Annotated in this window: 13 protein-coding genes, 1 tRNA gene and 2 rRNA genes; 8 read left to right on the forward strand and 8 right to left on the reverse strand. The window is 41.8% G+C overall.

All coding sequences use genetic code 11. The features are described from left to right. The first annotated feature begins 7 nt into the window (after nucleotides 1-7). From ACPPVU_RS05230 to ACPPVU_RS05245, 4 genes are all read left to right on the forward strand, one after another. A tRNA-Ala gene (locus ACPPVU_RS05230) sits at nucleotides 8-84 on the forward strand. Nucleotides 85-367: 283 nt separating this feature from the next. Continuing rightward, nucleotides 368-3,251: ribosomal RNA gene (locus ACPPVU_RS05235) — 23S ribosomal RNA — on the forward strand. A gap of 217 nt (nucleotides 3,252-3,468) precedes the next feature. Next, nucleotides 3,469-3,580 (forward strand): 5S ribosomal RNA (gene rrf / locus ACPPVU_RS05240). Nucleotides 3,581-4,281: 701 nt separating this feature from the next. After that, complete coding sequence (locus tag ACPPVU_RS05245) at nucleotides 4,282-5,352, forward strand: AAA family ATPase (protein ID WP_426670637.1); 1,071 nt, start codon at nucleotides 4,282-4,284, stop codon at nucleotides 5,350-5,352. 94 nt (nucleotides 5,353-5,446) lie between these two features. On the opposite strand, the gene ACPPVU_RS05250 is transcribed toward ACPPVU_RS05245, so the two are convergent. The 3 genes from ACPPVU_RS05250 to ACPPVU_RS05260 all read right to left on the reverse strand — a co-directional run bounded on the left by ACPPVU_RS05250 (nucleotide 5,447) and on the right by ACPPVU_RS05260 (nucleotide 7,745). After that, on the reverse strand, nucleotides 5,447-5,743 hold the full coding sequence (locus tag ACPPVU_RS05250; protein ID WP_426670638.1) for a type II toxin-antitoxin system YafQ family toxin: 297 nt from the start codon (nucleotides 5,741-5,743) through the stop codon (nucleotides 5,447-5,449). Nucleotides 5,744-5,750: 7 nt separating this feature from the next. Next, on the reverse strand, nucleotides 5,751-5,960 hold the full coding sequence (locus ACPPVU_RS05255) for a hypothetical protein (protein ID WP_426670639.1): 210 nt from the start codon (nucleotides 5,958-5,960) through the stop codon (nucleotides 5,751-5,753). Between the two features lie 630 nt (nucleotides 5,961-6,590). Next, nucleotides 6,591-7,745 carry an IPT/TIG domain-containing protein gene (locus tag ACPPVU_RS05260; RefSeq protein WP_426670640.1) on the reverse strand — a complete coding sequence of 385 codons (1,155 nt, stop codon included), beginning with the start codon at nucleotides 7,743-7,745 and terminating at the stop codon, nucleotides 6,591-6,593. Nucleotides 7,746-8,036: 291 nt separating this feature from the next. Between ACPPVU_RS05260 and ACPPVU_RS05265 the strand changes: the two genes are divergently transcribed. Next, a complete protein-coding gene (locus tag ACPPVU_RS05265) occupies nucleotides 8,037-8,819 on the forward strand; it encodes a hypothetical protein (protein WP_426670641.1) in 783 nt (260 codons plus the stop codon). A gap of 16 nt (nucleotides 8,820-8,835) precedes the next feature. On the opposite strand, the gene ACPPVU_RS05270 is transcribed toward ACPPVU_RS05265, so the two are convergent. Both ACPPVU_RS05270 and ACPPVU_RS05275 read right to left on the reverse strand, forming a co-directional pair. Then, nucleotides 8,836-9,714 carry a restriction endonuclease gene (locus ACPPVU_RS05270; protein WP_426670642.1) on the reverse strand — a complete coding sequence of 293 codons (879 nt, stop codon included), beginning with the start codon at nucleotides 9,712-9,714 and terminating at the stop codon, nucleotides 8,836-8,838. Between the two features lie 19 nt (nucleotides 9,715-9,733). Then, entirely contained in the window at nucleotides 9,734-13,378 is a 3,645-nt protein-coding gene (locus ACPPVU_RS05275; protein WP_426670643.1) for a DUF7149 domain-containing protein, read from the reverse strand. A gap of 247 nt (nucleotides 13,379-13,625) precedes the next feature. Here ACPPVU_RS05275 and ACPPVU_RS05280 point away from each other — a divergent pair, with 247 nt between their 5' ends. From ACPPVU_RS05280 to ACPPVU_RS05290, 3 genes are all read left to right on the forward strand, one after another. After that, nucleotides 13,626-13,793 (forward strand): hypothetical protein, encoded by a 168-nt coding sequence (locus ACPPVU_RS05280; protein WP_426670644.1) that lies wholly within the window; start codon nucleotides 13,626-13,628, stop codon nucleotides 13,791-13,793. After that, nucleotides 13,763-14,449 (forward strand): KilA-N domain-containing protein, encoded by a 687-nt coding sequence (locus ACPPVU_RS05285; RefSeq protein WP_426670645.1) that lies wholly within the window; start codon nucleotides 13,763-13,765, stop codon nucleotides 14,447-14,449. The genes ACPPVU_RS05280 and ACPPVU_RS05285 overlap by 31 nt, the downstream gene beginning before the upstream one ends. A gap of 415 nt (nucleotides 14,450-14,864) precedes the next feature. Continuing rightward, the gene (locus tag ACPPVU_RS05290; RefSeq protein ID WP_426670646.1) at nucleotides 14,865-15,413 is read left to right on the forward strand and encodes a nuclear transport factor 2 family protein; all 549 of its coding nucleotides are present in this window, start codon (nucleotides 14,865-14,867) and stop codon (nucleotides 15,411-15,413) included. A 187-nt stretch (nucleotides 15,414-15,600) separates the two neighbouring features. Here the strand turns inward: ACPPVU_RS05290 and ACPPVU_RS05295 are convergent, their stop codons facing one another. The 3 genes from ACPPVU_RS05295 to ACPPVU_RS05305 form a co-directional block, all read right to left on the reverse strand. Then, nucleotides 15,601-16,080 carry a DUF3368 domain-containing protein gene (locus ACPPVU_RS05295; RefSeq protein WP_426670647.1) on the reverse strand — a complete coding sequence of 160 codons (480 nt, stop codon included), beginning with the start codon at nucleotides 16,078-16,080 and terminating at the stop codon, nucleotides 15,601-15,603. Beyond that, the gene (locus ACPPVU_RS05300) at nucleotides 16,058-16,288 is read right to left on the reverse strand and encodes a UPF0175 family protein (protein ID WP_426670648.1); all 231 of its coding nucleotides are present in this window, start codon (nucleotides 16,286-16,288) and stop codon (nucleotides 16,058-16,060) included. The genes ACPPVU_RS05295 and ACPPVU_RS05300 overlap by 23 nt, the downstream gene beginning before the upstream one ends. Before the next feature lie 133 nt (nucleotides 16,289-16,421). Beyond that, the gene (locus ACPPVU_RS05305) at nucleotides 16,422-18,959 is read right to left on the reverse strand and encodes a DUF5686 family protein (RefSeq protein ID WP_426670649.1); all 2,538 of its coding nucleotides are present in this window, start codon (nucleotides 18,957-18,959) and stop codon (nucleotides 16,422-16,424) included. Nucleotides 18,960-19,027: the final 68 nt, after the last annotated feature.

Consider the following 19,027-nt stretch of genomic DNA (forward strand, 5'->3'; position numbering starts at 1 on the left):
CATCTAAGGGGGATTAGCTCAGCTGGCTAGAGCACCTGCCTTGCACGCAGGGGGTCAACGGTTCGAATCCGTTATTCTCCACCATGCTTGAGAGAATCAAGATGAAAGAATCAAGAAACAAGACATAAAAATCTTGAATCCTGGCTCTGGACTCCTGAATCTGCGAAGCAAAACGTTCTTTGACATATTGGAAGAAGTAATTGAAAAAAAGAGAAGACAACAGTAGGGACGTTGTTTTTGAAGAATCAAGATACAAGAATCAAGAAACAAGACTTCGGTCCTGGCTCATGACTCTTAACTCTTGGATCTAAAGAAATGACTCTCAAATAAAAAAAGCATACTCTACCGGGCAAAAGCGGTAGAAGTAGAAGAAAGTAAGAAAGGGTACACGGGGGATGCCTTGGCTCTCAGAGGCGATGAAGGACGTGATAAGCTGCGATAAGCCGCGGGGATCAGCAAATATGAATTGATCCGCGGATTTCCGAATGGGGAAACCTAACTATCTGAAGGATAGTTGCATAAATGCGCAAACCTGCTGAACTGAAACATCTAAGTAAGCAGAGGAAGAGAAAACAATAGTGATTTCCTGAGTAGTGGCGAGCGAAAGGGAAACAGCCCAAACCCATTATGTTACGGCATAATGGGGGTTGTAGGACCACGATGTGGTATATTAAACAGAAGCGGAACGGTGTGGGAAAACCGGCCATAGAGCATGATAGCTGCGTACGCGTAATGAATAATAACCTAGTGAGTTCCTGAGTACCGCGAGGTCGGAGACGCCTTGTGGGAACCAGCCGGCACCATCCGGTAAGGCTAAATACTACTGAGAGACCGATAGTGAACCAGTACCGTGAGGGAAAGGTGAAAAGAACCCCGAACAGGGGAGTGAAATAGAACCTGAAACCGTGTACTTACAAGCGGTCGGAGCCACCTTGTGTGGTGACGGCGTGCCTTTTGCATAATGAGCCTACGAGTTACTCCTCACTGGCAAGGTTAAATGGTTAAGCCATGAAGCCGAAGCGAAAGCGAGTCTGAAAAGGGCGTGCAGTCAGTGGGGGTAGACGCGAAACCTTGTGATCTACCCATGGACAGGTTGAAGGTGCCGTAACAGGTACTGGAGGACCGAACCGATAAACGTTGAAAAGTTTCCGGATGATCTGTGGGTAGGGGTGAAAGGCTAATCAAACTGGGAAATAGCTCGTACTCCCCGAAATGTTTTTAGGAACAGCCTGGCGGTTGAGTTATTCAGAGGTAGAGCTACTAATTGGGTGCGGGGGAGTCAAATCCTACCAAATCCAGATAAACTCCGAATGCTGAATAATATACGCTGGAGTGAGGCTCTGGGTGCTAAGGTCCAGGGCCGAGAGGGAAAGAACCCAGACCATCAGCTAAGGTCCCCAAATTAACGCTAAGTTGAACTAACGAGGTCCGATTGCACAGACAGCTAGGATGTTGGCTTGGAAGCAGCCATTCATTTAAAGAGTGCGTAACAGCTCACTAGTCGAGCGATCGGGCATGGATAATAAACGGGCATTAAGCGTTATACCGAAGCTATGGATTTGCACTTTGGTGCATCTGGTAGGGGAGCATTCTAATTCCGGTGAAGCAGGAGGGACAACCGACTGTGGAGGGTTTAGAAAAGCAAATGTAGGCATAAGTAACGATAAGGCGGGAGAGAAACCCGCCCACCGAAAGACTAAGGTTTCCTGATCAACGCTAATCGGATCAGGGTTAGTCGGGGCCTAAGGTGAAGCCGAAGGGCGTAGCCGATGGACAACTGGTTAATATTCCAGTACTTTTTATAACTGCGATGCGGTGACGGAGTAGTGACACTGACGCGAACTGACGGAATAGTTCGTTAAAGGCTGTAGGTATAGGTTTGGTAGTTAAGTACGCCAGATTTGCTGAAAGCTGATAGTACCTTGAACCTTCGGGGGATGGGATAGTTCAGGTAATCAGACTTCCAAGAAAACCCGCTAAGCTTCAGGTTATAAAAACCCGTACCGTAAACCGACACAGGTAGTCGAGGAGAGAATCCTAAGGTGCTCGAGTGAATCATGGCTAAGGAACTCGGCAAAATGGCCCTGTAACTTCGGGAGAAGGGGCGCTGTCAGCAATGGCAGCCGCAGTGAAAAGGCCCAGGCGACTGTTTAACAAAAACACATGGCTTTGCAAAATCGAAAGATGACGTATAAGGCCTGACACCTGCCCGGTGCCGGAAGGTTAAGAGGGGATGTTAGTCGCAAGGCGAAGCATTGAATTGAAGCCCCGGTAAACGGCGGCCGTAACTATAACGGTCCTAAGGTAGCGAAATTCCTTGTCGGGTAAGTTCCGACCTGCACGAATGGTGTAACGATCTGGGCGCTGTCTCAGCCATGAGCTCGGTGAAATTGTGGTATCGGTGAAGACGCCGGTTACCCGCAACGGGACGGAAAGACCCCATGCACCTTCACTACAACTTAACATTGATATCGGATACAGGATGTGTAGGATAGGTGGGAGACTGTGATCTGGCTTCGCTAGGAGTCAGTTAGTCAACGTTGAAATACCACCCTTTTTGTATCTGGTGTCTAATCCCGCAAAGCGGGAGACATTGTTTGGCGGGTAGTTTGACTGGGGTGGTCGCCTCCAAAAAGGTAACGGAGGCTTTCAAAGGTAAGCTCAGTACGCTTGGTAACCGTACGTGGAGTGCAATAGCATAAGCTTGCTTGACAGTGAGGCAGACAAGCCGAGCTGGGTCGAAAGACGGATATAGTGATCCGGTGGTTCTGCATGGAAGGGCCATCGCTCAAAGGATAAAAGGTACGCTGGGGATAACAGGCTGATCTCCCCCAAGAGCTCATATCGACGGGGAGGTTTGGCACCTCGATGTCGGCTCGTCACATCCTGGGGCTGGAGAAGGTCCCAAGGGTTGAGCTGTTCGCTCATTAAAGTGGCACGCGAGCTGGGTTCAGAACGTCGCGAGACAGTTCGGTCCCTATCTGTTGTGGGCGTTGGAAGTTTGAGTGGGGCTGACCTTAGTACGAGAGGACCGGGTTGGACTAACCTCTGGTGAATCTGTTATGGCGCGAGCTGTATTGCAGAGTAGCTACGTTGGGAATAGATAAGCGCTGAAAGCATCTAAGTGCGAAACTAGCCACGAGATGAGACTTCCATTGAGGGTCGTAGTAGACTACTACGTTGATAGGTTACAGGTCTAAAGGTGGTGACATCATAGCCGAGTAATACTAATTGCCCGAAGCTTTCTTCGTGAACGGATTAAAGGTTGTACGTAAAACGTTTTACGTAATACGTACAACCCCGTACAAAACAGATAATAATTATTAATGCTGTTGTTTTCTTTTTGATCAATCACTTCTTTCAATTAATGTCTTAGTTAGACAGTCCATAGCCGATAGCCGATAGTCCATAGTCAGAAATGACTTAAGACTCAAGACTTAGAACTTACGACTAATAACTATAAAATATTCAGGTGCCTATATCGGCGGTGTCCACCTCTTCCCATTCCGAACAGAGAAGTTAAGCCCGCCAGAGCCGATGGTACTGCAGTAAAATGTGGGAGAGTAGGTCGGTGCCCAATCTTAATCAAGAAGGTCGTTATCGCAAGATGACGGCCTTTCTTGTTTTAGTTTAGAGCCAGGAGTCAGGAACCAGGAATCAAGATAAAAACCTCCTGGTTCTTGACTCCTGAATCTTGACTCTCATTCCCACCGTTCACGTTCACCGCATGAACGCTCCCGTGGTATCTATGAACACCTGATATCCAGCTGTTTGTAAACCATCCCCTACTGACAAACCCCTGTCACCACTTCCCCCAATCCCACCCATTATATTTGCAGGTAATAGTTATACGTTTTACGTAGTACGTTATACGTAATAAATCCCGCTAAAAAAAAACGTAATACGTACCACGTCCAACGTCCAACCAAAACTCACCACCCCTACTGACAAATCCCTGTCACCACTTCCCCCAATCCCACCCAGTATATTTGTATATATCACGTTATACGTTTTACGTAGTACGTTATACGTAACAAATGCCGTTTGCAAAAAGACGTAAAACGTACCACGTCCAACGTCCAACCAAATTCACCACCCCTACTGACAAAACCCTGTCACCACTTCCCCCAATCCCACCCATTATATTTGTAGGTAACAGTTGTACGTTTTACGAAGCACGTTATACGTAATAAATCCCGTTTGCAAAAAGACGTAAAACGTCCAACGTAAAACCAAATTCACCACTCACCCATTCACTAACTCACTCATTCACTAATTAAAATGTCCTCCCAACGGCCCCCACACATCGAACAGCTCCGTGCCGAAGCCCGCGGCTACCCCCTCCGCCCCGCCAAACGCTCAAAACCCGCCGCTCCCGCACCCGACCCCGACGAATGCCGCTATGTATTCACTGTCTTCACGGGCAACCGCTGGATGGAACTTGGCGAACGCGAGCCCGAATCCAAAATGCTCTTCGGCGAATTCTGGCACCAGGGCGAACTCTGCATCCTCTTTGCCGATACCAACGTTGGCAAATCCGTGCTCGCCGTGCAAATCGGCAACAGCATAGCCCTCGGCAAACCCATTGCGCCCTTTGCCCTGCGCGCCAAACCCTCCACGGTGCTTTATATCGATTTCGAACTTACCGCCAAACAATTCTACCAACGCTATACCCACCCGCAGGGCAATTACAACTTTACCGACAATTTCCTACGCGCCCAGTTCAACCCCATCACCGAAATCCCCGGCAACTACCGCAGCTATGACGACTATATCATCGCCGGCCTCGAATACAGGATCAAACAAGTCAAAGCCACCGTGCTCATTATCGACAACATCACCTGTCTGCGCGGCGGTACCGAAAACGCTGCCGTGGCACTCAGCCTCATGCAAAACCTCAAAGCGCTCAAAACCGACCTCAATCTGTCCATACTGGTGCTGGCCCATACACCTAAACGCCGTAACCCCGGCTCACCACTCTCGGCCGACGACCTGCACGGCAGCAAACTCCTCATCAACTTTGCCGACAGCGCCTTCTCCATCGGCACAAGCAGCACCGACCACCACCTGCGTTACCTCAAACAAATCAAACAGCGCAGCACCGCACAGGTCTACGGCGACGACAATGTATGCCTTTGCCGCATCCAAAAGCCCGGCAATTTCCTGCAGTTCCGGTTCCAGGGCAACAGCCCCGAACGCCTGCACCTCCGCACCCGCAACACCCTCAACCGCGAATTACTAACCCAAAAAGTAGCCGAACTCTCCGCCAAAGGCCTCAGCCAGCGCCAGATCAGCCGCGAACTCCATATCGCTTTAGGCTATGTCAACAAACTAATGAAGAAGGATGTGTGAATGTGCAAATATGCAGATGTGCAAATAAAAAGGGGGTGTCATGCTGAATTCAGTCTAAGCATGTGCGTTTGGAGACGATTGGACGGTGCATATGTTAATAAACATCATCGTGTGTGCCAATATCTAATAATAAGATATTTTCTACGTCAGGATCAGAAAGATCTTTCTCAATTATAAAAATAATCCTGCAATCATATCCGCAGGAGCAAGCCAGGTATGCTGCCAATTTCCCACTTAATTTATGGGTCCGAAGTGAAGGATCATAAGCATCTTGCTGTAATTTAAGCAAAGCCTTGCTAATCGTTGCTTTTAAAGCCTGATTTTTAGAAGTAAACTTTTGATATGATTTCTCGAAAGCCTTAGATAATACTAGTTTTCTGTCTGAAGGCATTGGATAACTAGAAGGTATTCAATTTTTTAACAATTTCGTCTGCTGTGAGCGGAGTTATTTTCCCCGAATGGTATTCCTTTAACGATTGCTTCGCATTTTTGGCCATTACATCCCTGCGGGCCTCAATTTGCCTCTTCTGCAAAATCTCCAATAACATTTCCCTGGAGGCAAAGTCCAATTGCATTATATTCTCCAACGTTGAATCTATCGTTACCATATCATACTATTGTATTACAAAAATACAAAATTCACAATAAATATTTACAGCGATCTCTTTCATTGCCTAAAACTGTAGATAACAGGTATGTGAATGTGCATACTACCATTTCACCAATGACAATTGACTACTGACCAATGACTAAAAGGGCGTTCCCTCGCACCTCCAGCACCCACCACCGTGCGGCGTCGGGCTATCCACTCATACTGCGCGAGGCATTAGCCGCTTTGTGCTATCAACCATCTGCAAGGTAAATGCAAACTGCCAACTCCTAACTGCCAACTGGAATGGGCCGGTACCCGTTCCTATCCCATAACGCAGATTACTGCTACTATAAACTGCCACTGCTACTAAAATAAGGTATACGTTTCTATCCCTTACGCGAAGAGCGGTAACCGTAAGTAATCCATTTATATATTGAAAAAAATAACCGCTACCGCAAGCTTTCAGCTTGTGGTAAATATTGTTTACAGCTTTCAGCTGGCAACATAAAGTAAAAATTAGCTGAAAGCTAACCACATAATAACCACGAGTTACACTGCGTTAAACTCGCGGGAGCGAGATATTTACCGACATATTTTACACTACGTTAAACTCACAGGAGCAGATTAACGCAACAGGCAGAACTTTTTACTCAATCACTATCTTCCTTATTTCATTGCCGGCCCCGGTAGTATAATTATAAGTCGATACATAAAGGTTACCATCAGCATCTATAGCTAAACCTTGCGGACCATTTAATGATGCCTGTACACCAACGCCGTCTACATCCGCTGGGTTGCCGTTACCTGCTATGATGGTTGATTTGCCATTTTTTTCAATCATCCGGATCACGTTGTGAAAATGATCCGCTTCGTAAAAGTTGCCCGCTTTGTCTATGGCTATTTCCCAGCCCCCAAAAGCCTGGTCTTCAAGCCATATCGATGGAGTGCCTTTTTTATCTACCTTAAATATTGCGGCTGCACTGTTAGCCTCGGCATACCCGGCAACATACATGTTGTTTGATTGATCAAATATGATATTACGTGGCGTACGTATTCCGCTTGCAAAGGTTTTTACATTGCTGCCGTCGGTGTTCATCTGGTATATTACACCCTGGGTATTGTTGCTCATATAAAGATACCCGTCTGCACCAAGGGCAATACCAGTAGTCGGCATATCGCCATTATAAATAACCGACATGCTCATATCGCTGCCTATTTTCAATAAATGGGCATTAAAATCGGTAACATACAAGTCGTGCTTACTTTTGTCCAGGGTTATATCATTGGGCGAGTAGAAGTTGGCGCCATGTATCGTAACGGGTAAACTAATGGTGGTTACTTGTCCGGCACTGGTTACTTTTTTGATCGATCGGCCGTAGCATTCGGCTACATAAAGATCTCCGTTATCATCAATCGTTATTCCCCAGGGACAGTAAAACGAACCCGAGCCAACAAGGGTACTCACAGTGGCTTTATATTTATAGGTGAAATCAGGACAGGTGTAGGTTTTATCGCCGATGATTGCCGTTATCTTGCCAGAGCCGGCCATTTTTGGTACAATAACCTGTAATTCATCCGGCCCACTTTTGATGATAGTCATGGGCTGATCGTTGAGTTTTATCACAGGTGTAGCACCATTCAGCGCTAAATTTTTCCCCGTTAGCGTTAATGTGTCGCCACCTCCGGCAGCAAGCGGGAAAACTGAGTCCAATGAAGTGTTTTGTGTTTTTGAGCAGGACGAAATGATGCAGCTTATAAGGATAACCGTATAAAGCCACAAATAGGGTTTAGGTATATTCATGGTGGCTTAAATTTAGCAGATTTTTGCCATGAAACCAATTTTTTTAATCAAATCCTTAAAACTGGTCGTCGCTACCGTCCCGAGGACAATCGGGATGGTAAATATTGTTTACAGCTGAAAGCTGTAAACATACGGCATAGAATTAGCTGAAGCTAACCACATAATAACCACGAGTTACACTGCGTTAAACTCGCGGGAGCGGGAGAAAAGCATTTCGCCCTATTCAAACCTTCAGGACTAGAATATCATTTAGCGGTAAGCTCTAAAGATATAATAATTACATTCGTGATTATGAAATCGCTTACAGAATTTGGAATGACATACGTCGGATCAATAATTAATTATTCTGACTTGGCTAAACTTGCGATCCAAGTTGCACAAAAAATTTCAGAACCTAATTTATCCAGAAGGACTACCGAACTAGCTAATGCTCACCTTAATAGTAAGGAAAATTATCTGAAAGCTTATGCAAAACTTAATCATCTTTTAGTTAGCCTTAAAAATAAATCAGAAATTGAAAAGCAATCTATATTACCAGAAGTTGAGCGGGCTGCTTATATATTCATAGTTTCAGGAAAAAACTCGTTGGACATGCTAGCATGTATTATGGATATACTTGAAAACAAAATTGTTAGACCTGAGAACAAACTACCGGACTTTTATAGCTCAAACTATGTATCAGCAAGTTCAGATATAAAAATGCTTATAGATGGAGTAAAAACTTCGGTTTGGGCCGATAGTTTAAAAGAAGCCAGAAATAAAATTTTACATAGAGGGTACAACATTGCTATTGCGCTTAACGATACAAATAATTTTGAAGTGCTGATGACGAAGACAGAAATTGCTTTCGCAGAATTTGAAAATAATATAGTTTTAGATGCTATTTTAGGTGTTGAGCTAATGAAAAAAAACGCTCTGGACATTGAAAGTATAATGCAAGGATTATCTTTTGATCTATGTAAGTTCGAATATGATGTAGCAAATAAGTTTGTAAATGAAAATATTATTGGACTTGATTCTTCTTTAATAAATAATTGGGTTATACCTTCTTTTCGCTTAATAAATAATTATTAGTTTTTTGTGTTAAATTTCATAAATTACTAAACCAATCGGTTTTAATTTCAATAGTTTCTGTCATTTGTATAGCAATACCCAATTTTAATTCTTTTAACTTATCGCATAATATTTCTCCGTCAATCAAATCAATCGGTGGGGCTCCATCTCTTGTTGCTTCCTTAACCGCTTCCCTGGTAAACCGGCCTGTGGTGATGATAAGGCCTTTGTCAGCCCTTCCCTGCATGGCACCCCGGAAATCCCTTACCTGGCTTGGTGTAACAGCACCCTTATAACGTTTACATTGAAAAATTACATGGAAACTTAACAGGCCACTTACCCTTACTATTCCCTTTCCGTCAATACCGCCATCGCCGGATTTGCCGGTTACTTCCACCTGAAAAAAACCGCTTTCGCGTAATAATCTTTGGGCAAGCCGTTCAAAAGCAGCAGGGGGGATTTTATACAGTATATTAAGTAATTGATCTTTCCACTCTTCAACATTTTCTACCTCTTCTTCAATTTTATTTTCAATTTCTTTAGCAGGAGTAGATAAGGCGATTTCAGTTGGCCTGGATTGTTCCCTAACGGTACGCTTGATTTCAGTGACATTAATTTTGTTAATATCAATATTGGCTTTTGACAGCGCCCAGATACCGCGCGAAGAATTTTCAATCAGACCAAACTTTTTAAGATAGGTACGGCTCCAGGCAAGGCGGTAATCCACTTCATTGGTGTTTCCTTCTTCACCGTGCGGTAATTGCAAAATTGTGTCAGCAATACCCGCAATTTCATAAACCTTATTGTTTATTTCTTCAACCGAGCCCGAACCGCCTAAAGCTACAAGGGCCTTAAGGGTTGGTATTATAAGTTCATCAAATGTCGGTAAGTTATTATTTTGCCGCGTTCGTGCCATTGTAATTATTTTTAATATATTAACCCTCACCCTCAACAATCTTTATTTCTTCTTCGGTTAAGTCGTAAAGTTGGTAAACGAGTTGGTCGATTTTTTTTTCTAAATCACTGGTATCTGAGTAAGGGTTTGAGTTTTTTGTATTTGTAATTTTTTGTGCAATTTCTATGATTGGTTTTTGTTCAAACTCGTCTGATTTTTTTATATACATATTGGATAAATTTGGTGCTGAATACAGCATGTAACCACCAGCCATTTTAAGTCCTTCAAAAAAGCATTTGTAAGTATATTGGAAAAGCTTGCTATTTAACCATCCTAAAATATAATAAGGGTTGAAATCTTCTTTAAATGCATGCAAACAATTTGTGTTTATTGATGCATATTCGCCTTTTGAATCAAAAAAAACCTCTGTATTTATAGCAATTTTCGCGATTAATAATTTAGGGCTAGAATATAGCTCAAAACGATTCTTAGAAAGCAGTTTGTCGTCTATTGGCAAAAACGGAGTTGTAAATTTTGATCCTTTATCAACTAATTTCTCGACACCCCAAGTATTTGCATATTTGTCTATTGTCCCAGTATTAATCAGTTTAAATCCTTTGGTTTCGTTTATATAATTGTGGTAAATATCTGCCTCGCTTGCAGTAGAAGTTGCATTTATTGTTCCTGCTTCATATAAAGGAATTGATTGATCTATAATTTTTTTTGTAATAGTGAATTTGTCACTTAACACGAATCCCCAGATAAATTCACTCAAACAATTCAATGTAGAAGAGTCGAATACTCGCCATTCAAACTCGGTTAGCTCGTCAATGAAAGTAAATGAACTAAATTGATAAATATTAGTAACCTTTTCTTTCTTTAGGAAAGTCAATATTGGATATGTAGATGCCTCTTTAAAGACTTTCACGTGGGAATAATCACCGACCGATATGTATTTAGTCCGTTCTATCAGATAGCTTCGTAATCCGAAACCATAGCTTGCTGACAAATATCTATTGGGAGTAATATATGTTATAAATTGTGAATCTCTTGTTATGTTAACAGCAAGTTCAAAGAAATAAATATATATGTCAACAGTTCCTTTGGCAGTCTTAAAATTCGATTTGTAATAATCATATTCAGCTTTGGTTAACATTTTCTTCAATTCCAAAGCATTTATATAAGGTGGATTACCAATTATTACATCAAACCCCACAAAATCACCATCCTCATTCAATACTTCCGGAAACTCAAAGCGCCACTCAAATGCGTTTTCATAAACTTTGTTGTTTTTAATCTCGGCTATTTCTTCGCTTAATTTGTTTACTTCACCTTCTAACTTTTTACGGTCTTTTAACTGAGCTGCTGTTAACTTTTCATTAAACAGGTTATTAGTTGTGTATTTAACATAGAGTTCATTTCCTTTTTTATCAAGTAACTTTATTTTGGGATCGGTTGCGCTTATCTCGGTTCTAAAATCATTCTTAATGATGGAAATAAGCTTTTCCATCTCCCGTTTTTGTTCTTTGTTAGTCGATTCGCGGTAGGTTTGGACAGCTATCTTATAGGCGTCAATGCTATATTTACTTTTCTTTAATGCCTGCTTCAAATCGGCATCCAAAGCAAAACGGCTAATCAATGAGTTGCCTACTTTTATATTAATATCAATATTGGGCAGGGTTTCCAGTTCTACTCCGCCGCCCGTGTCGGGTTTGTAATAGGCGTTCTTTAACAGCTCAATCCACAAACGCAAGCGGCATATTTTTACCGAGTTGGGGTTAATGTCGACCCCGAACAAGCAATTTTCAATAATGGTCTGCTTTTCGTGGAACAAGGTCTGTTGCACTACCTGGCTGCGCAAATCCTGGTAGTTGTATTTAAAAGGGTCGCTGTTTTCGTCGGTCACTATCAGCTCATCATTTACTACCTCAATGTGGTAGTCGCGCAGGGTGCGCCCGTCGGCACTCATCAATATATTTAAATCGCTTTTTATAGCGATGATCTCATTTAGGGCAGACACCAAAAAATGGCCGGAGCCAACTGCCGGGTCGCAAATTTTTAAACTGTTAATAATTGCATTGGCTTCAGTACGGTCAGTGATTAAATCATACAGCTCATAATATTCGCTTATATTCCATCCTTTTACATCTTTAAATTTTTGCACTACAGCGCGGCGTATAGTTTCACGGCACATATACATGGTGATAAAACCCGGCGTGAAAAAAGAGCCGTCTTTATAACCGTTTATCTTTTCAAATATCAACCCTAAAACTGAAGCATTAATAAGGGTTTTATTATCCTCCTGAATTTCCTCGGCGCCTTCACTGCTAAAATCATAGGCATTTAAAAAATCGAAAAGATAATCGATGGTATTTAAACTGCCTTTTAAAATTTTACCTTTCTCATCTTTTAATATGGTTGAACCAGGTACGGGCAATGGAACAAAATCTTCTAGACCATTAATAAACAAGGTTTGATGTTCCAGTTCGGTAGGCTCAAAAAGTGATGAATTGAGGTACGGTACTTTGCTAAACAGGTTCAATATCTCGTTGCTGCGTTCGTCAATCCTTTTGGCCAGCACCCTGAAAAACAGTTTATCCAGGTCATCGAAGTCCTTTATTTTGTCCTTATTCAGAAAATTATAAGTCTTATCGCCTTTATGATAATTAAGTAATTGCGCCTCCAGCAGTTTTAAAAAAAGGATACGGTTTATCCAGGTGATCACCAATTCCAACGCCACGTTATACAAGCGTTCCTGGTAAGTTTCGCCATATTGTGAAGCCCTGTCGAGCCGCGAAATTTTATCGTGGCTATCTAAATTAATAATTGCGTTTTCGAGCAACGAGCCCGCGTTGCGTTCACCTTCCTTTTTACGGTTGATCAGTTTTTTGCTGCCTTCTTTATATTCATACAAGCCAATAATATGCAATAACTCCGAATAGAACTTAGGCTGTAATGTGTTGCTATCATTGGTAAATGATAACTTTAATAAATGAACCGGTGATAGTATTTTAAAAAGCGGGATCAGTTTTTTATCGTCATCGGGATTATTATTTAAAGCAGGCTTTTTATAATCCCTTATATCGAAAAAGGTAGTTTCAATAGATAAATCCGGATGGGCATCGAAAAACTTTTTGAGTTCATCGTAAAACCACGGGTTATCCTTGCCGTCGGATTTTTTTAAATCATACAACTTTTTAATACCAGTGTTACGGTATATTTTTTTATCAAATTCGTTGGCGTCAATAATATACCACTCGTAAATATTAGTGATGATTAACTGCTTAAGCTCGTTCCGGTTGCGTGTGATGCGCTCATCCAGATAATATAATATTAACTCATGCAACGCTTTAGCATTGGTTTTGCCGTCCGAAACCATTTCGGTTTTATTGCTTGGGCTTTTTACTTCTAATATTACACCATAAGGGTCATTGGGCGATTTGCCGGTATGTATTACAAGATCGTTTTTACCAATGGGATTTATCTGGTGGGAATCCTTATACCAGGTGAATTTGAGAAAATCAGCAACCAATGATTTCAGGTGTTCTTCATCGCCTTTGTCATTTATTTTGCCAAGAAGATCAGAGAAATGTGTTTTAAAAAGCTCAATATCGCTTCGGCTTATCTTTTCTTTAAGATAGGCCTTATTCAGCGATTGTTTTATAGTAAGGGATTTAAGGTTCATGCAGTAAACAAGACCTGTAAATTAACAAAGAATTGTGGGAGTAACAAAGTTAAATCGGAAACAGATGTTGATAGTCCATGGACCATAGTAGGATTATGCTAGTCAGAAAAATCCATCGACTATCGACCATCGTCCATCGACTCCCCCAACGTACAACGTATTACGTAAAACGTATAACGAAAAGAATTCGCCACAATTAAAAGCCATTACCTATATTTAAAATTCTAAACCCTCATCACACTCCACTATGGCAAAGAATACAACGATCAATGTAAAAGGAACTGAGATTATTCTTTTTTCTAAAGGGAATGAGGATTATGTTTCGATCACCGATATAGCGAGATTTAAGAATGCTGTTGAACCAAAAGACGTTGTGAAAATTGGATGCGAAACCGGAATACTATTGAATTTTTAGGCTTGTGGGAAAAAATAAACAACCCGGATTTCAAAGGGGTCGAATTCGACTCCTTTATGTATCAGGCCGGCAGTAACGCGTTCGTGCTTTCTCCAACAAAGTGGATCGAATCTACAAATGCAATAGGAATAATTTCAAAAGCCGGAAGCGGTGGTGGTACATACGCTCATCTTGACATTGCGTTTGAATTTGCCTCATGGGTAAGTGCAGAATTCAAACTTTATATGCTGCTGGAGTTTAAACGATTGAAAGCTGAGGAGAATGATCGCCTTAAATTAGAATGGAGCTTTCAACGAACCCTTGCTAAAGTAAATTACCATATCCACACCGATGCCATTAAAGAAAACCTTATCCCCAAACAACTTGACAAAACCCAAATCAGCTTTGTATATGCCAATGAAGCTGATCTGTTAAATGTGGCACTGTTTGGTATTACTGCAAAGCAATGGAGAGATACTAACCCAAAAGCTGCGGGTAACATAAGGGACGAAGCGACTATTGAGCAATTGGTGGTTTTATCAAATTTAGAAAGTATCAATGCGGTTTTAATTCACCAGGGTAAATCGCAACCGGAAAGGCTGCAGCAATTAAACGCGATCGCAATCACCCAGATGAAATCGTTACTTAGCAGCAAACATACAAAGCATCTCAAATAAAGGTTATACGTACAACAAAAAAACCACCTGCGGAGGAGAAGGTTATACGTATTACGTTTTACGTTATACGTTTAAATTGTGCTTAAAGCCACGTACAACGTATCACGTAGAACGTACAACAAAAAATACGTATTACGTTTTAAGTTATACGTTTAAATTATGCTAAATCAACATACAACGTATTACGTAAAACGTCCAACAAAAACACACGTAACCTTGCCAATCATCACCACCCACAAATAAATTTTGATTTAATCAATTCTTCCTTGTAAATTTAGTTAGCTATTATTATTGCCTGATAGTGAATAGTTTGTGGTTGCGTTCGCCTGTGTAATTGGGGGCAATTTTACGGCTCATTCCAAGTGCCAATTAACAAGCCTACAATAGTTCACCCTTCCATTAAATTCAAATCAAAATGAAAAAGAACCTTCAATCATGCTTTTTACTGGCAGCAGCACTCCTACTGTTTTCGGTAACAAAAATCCAGGCCCAAACTGCTGCACCGACGGTCATGCACCAAAAGGATATGATAGGGGATAACCCTACTGCCGACGCTGATATTAAAACAGTGAGCGATTTTACTAATGCGCTCGTATCGGGCGATATAGACAAGGCTAAATCTTTTCTGACTGATAAATGTATCAATTACGGCCCCGGCCCGGCAGATTCTGCCAACGTTGCACAGTTTGTAGCGCACTGGCAGGAGAATTATAAAATGCAATCAAACCGCAAGGTAAACTTTGTTGCCGAATCATTCAATGTAAAATCCGGTGATCTGCAAGGCAACTGGGTAGCGGCCTGGGGCGATTATACCTTCACCTCTAATGGCATAACCGTGAAGTTCCCGTATCAGTGCAGCTATCACGTAACTAACGGGAAAATAGACAGCAGCAGGATATATTACGATCAGCTGTACATAGTCCAAAAATTGGGGTTCACGTTAACCCCTCCGGCGAGTAAATAGGGTAATCTTAAAAAGATCACAAGGCTCGTTCATTTATTTGGGCGGTTTTTTTTGTTATACGTATTACGTTGTAAGTTATACGTTTAAATCGCTCTCGCAAAAAGCCACGTACAACGTACAACAAAAAAACCCACCTCCAAACTGACGCGCGGTACATTGATAGACAAAGCCCGGCTTAATTGAATAATTAAATTTCTCCGGCCTCTTTAAGTACAGTATGAAATAGTTCGGGAGCCATCCTGAAATTGGTTTGCTTAATCAATTCGAGGTAAGGAGCGACTAAATTTATCAACCCGTTTTGCTTGGCAAGCAACAACACGCCCAGAGTGCCCATCATGGGCAAGCCAAGTTTTATTGCCAGTCTACGTGCCTGTAAATCATCGGTAATTAAATAATTATTTTCAATTTCGTGGGCCAATGCAATGGCGCTGGCTTCTCCCGGATCTACAATAAAAGATAGGTCATTTTGTAGTGTTTTATTCTTCACAGAAAGTATGGTAACCCATTGGGGCAAGGACATACCGTATTCTTCTGCTATTTCTGGAGTGGTGATTACAGTAGCAAATACCTGGTGAAGCAGGTGTAGGGCATCAACTTTATGAAGTATGATGAAACAGCTGGCATCGGTGATAACAACGATTTGATCAGCCGATATTTTTGAACTCATTAATTATATCTTCTGACGTATATTGAAAATAGTTTACATCATAGTTGACCAAAATTTCAGCAAAATCCCATTTAGGCATACCAGCCACCTGGGCAGCCTGCCCTAAAGACAATTTGCCCGATTCGTACAGTTTAGCTGCCAGAAAACGGACGGTATCCTCATGATTTGCTTCAAGAGAATCTGGTACCTGAAGTGTCAATGTAGTCATGATTACAATAATTATACATATCAAATATAAGCATAATCTGAAGAAAATAGAAAAGTTGCCCTGTAAACAACGTACAACGTATCACGTAAAACGTACAACCAACCTGGCTGAGTAGAACAGCCCGCCATCCGCCTCAAAAATCAAACTGAGCCCTTACCCTCACCCCAAAATGTTGCACATTAGGGTTATTCAGATAGTCAAAACGTTCAACCATATCCACCCTGAAAACTTTAAAGATATTGCCAACGCCTATGCTGCCTTCAGTATAAGGGTTCTTGCCCAGCGTATAGGTTATAGGTACGCCGTTCTGCGCAACCGGGAATTCGAAAAGCTGAGGGTGCAGCGCAGGATCATTTTCGCTGCGGAGGTTGCCATACAGGGTTTTAAACGATATGTACTCTCTCCACTTTAGTTTTTTAAATAATGGTAGTTTGTTAAATAAAAAGCCGTTGAGGCAGTAATCAATTTTTAAACTGGCGTAATGGTCACTCACAAACTCCAAAAAGTTCATTAAGTTGTACGATTCCGGGTCGTAAGTATAGGTCTGGTTGGCCTGGTGTATGGTCAGCAGCGGGAAAGGTACCTGCCCAAAAAGATAGCCCCCTTCAACACTAACATCGGCAAAGCCCAGTTGCGACAGATAAACGCGCTTATCAACCCTTAAACGCAAATTCGCATAGTTATACTGCCCGTTAAAAAAGCCTTTGATGCCTTCGTGATAATCCAAAGTAAAAATGGGGTATTTGCTGGGTATAATTATCCGGTACAGCTTGCCCTGCACCAACTGCTCATGCGGTGCATAACGCAGGTTTAACGAGAGTTCGGTAGTAGTCACCTTATCTATAGTATTCGGAACGCCGCCAACATTATTTACAAAATATAATGCCCCCGCAGGCGATTGCTGCCAATTTTTAAATCCCCAGGCAAAGGAAAAATGGTTTTCGTACTCATTTACATAATCCAGCTTGTAATAATTATTGTAGAGGTATTTATCATCAACCCCCCGTTTAAACGACAGGAAAAAGGCATCCGGTTGTTTAAAAGACAATTCCTGCCCCGGTATTTTTACATCGTTCTGTATAGTCGCTTTAATATAACTCTCCGGGAATTTGTAGATCGACTTATTATTGAACGAATAAGCAGCACTTAAAAGATATTTAAACTTTTCATCCTTAAAACCATAAGCACCATAAGTCTCCAGGTAATACCGCGTGCTGAAATCAGTATTGGTACGCCCGCCGACTTTTAGCCTAAAGCCTTCAACAGAATTAAAACTATAAAACGTCCCGATAGGCCCAACATCAACCGGTCCGAATGTTTTAAAACCTACAGTAAACAGGGCGATGATCTCCATGGCCCGCTTATAGGACGGCATGGTTTGCAGGCTGTCGATATTTTTGTAAACATTGCCTTCCACACTCGTAAGCGTATCCCGCCCCCGGCTATCCGACCAAAACTGGTCGCCCTGCTTCAACGCATTTTTAACAGTCACCGTTCTCTCCCCGGCATACACGCTATCGGGCCTGGGCACATTTATTTGGTAATTAGAGTAGGTTATGGTTCGATCACCAAAAATTCCCTTATCCGGGTTTTTGCTGATATTGAAGGTCGCCTTCATCTCACTTTTACTCAGGTGATAGCGGCCATCCGAACTTTGTTCGTAACTCAGGTCGTTAGCCATACTGCGCACCCAGTTCAGGTTAATATTTTTATTGACCGATAACCTTGCTTTCTGCACCGCATATTTCCCGTCCAGCGTCACAATGATGAGCCCCTCAAACAGCATATCATTACCATTGCGCGGAGTAAAACTCAACTCCACCATCTTTTTATGGTCTACCTCAATGGTATCGGTAATAAAGAATTTATAAAAAGATGGCGCATTATCCGCTATCGGGCTCAGGAACATATTCGTCATCAAAAAGATATTGTTCGAATAAATATCAACTTCGTTATACATCCTGTTCAGATAGATATTAACCCCATCCTCGTCAACAAAATTTACAATATTTACTTTTTTCTCGCCCTCGATAATCTTTTTGGTCTTCTCCGGGTTTTTACGATAGTAGCTTTGTGTCAGCTTTTCTTCCAGGTAAACCGGCAGCAACGATTTGCCCGGTAAATTAGTAGTATCCCGGTTATCTAATAGGAATTTATATTTACGATACCCTTTCTTCTCCGATAATTTGGGGTTCACATTGATAAAAGAGAACTGCAATTTTTCGTACTGCTGGTACTCAGTATAATCATAGCTCTGCATCCGGTTCGAGTCCTTATGCGCAATTACCTGCCTGATCAGTTCAACAGCAGGATTATCTTTGTTCCGGTAGCGTTTCTTTTTCCCGGATTTGATAGTAACCGTTGCCAATGCCTGCACGTCAGGCTGCAGTTTAATGTTGAACACCTGCTCCTTTCCAGCTAAAATTGTCCTGGTAACGGCTTTATAACCTACAAATGAAAATTTTAATTCGGTATATGTTTTGGGGGTGGTGATGTAGTATTTTCCATTCTTATCACTATTTACGCCAATTGACGTACCGGGGAATGATACGGACACAAAAGGCAAAGGCTGATTAGTTTTGGAATCAGTTATTGTGCCACTAACAATGGTGTTTTGCCCTTTTGCCGTAATTGAGAAAAATATAGTAATTAACAAAAAGGTGTACTTCATTCAGATACTTTTAGCCAGAAATTTGAAATGTAATCAAAAATTGTTCAGCTTCAAAAGCATCCGGTGAA

It is taken from the genome of Mucilaginibacter sp. McL0603 (genome assembly GCF_049992945.1).
Lineage (GTDB): Bacteria > Bacteroidota > Bacteroidia > Sphingobacteriales > Sphingobacteriaceae > Mucilaginibacter.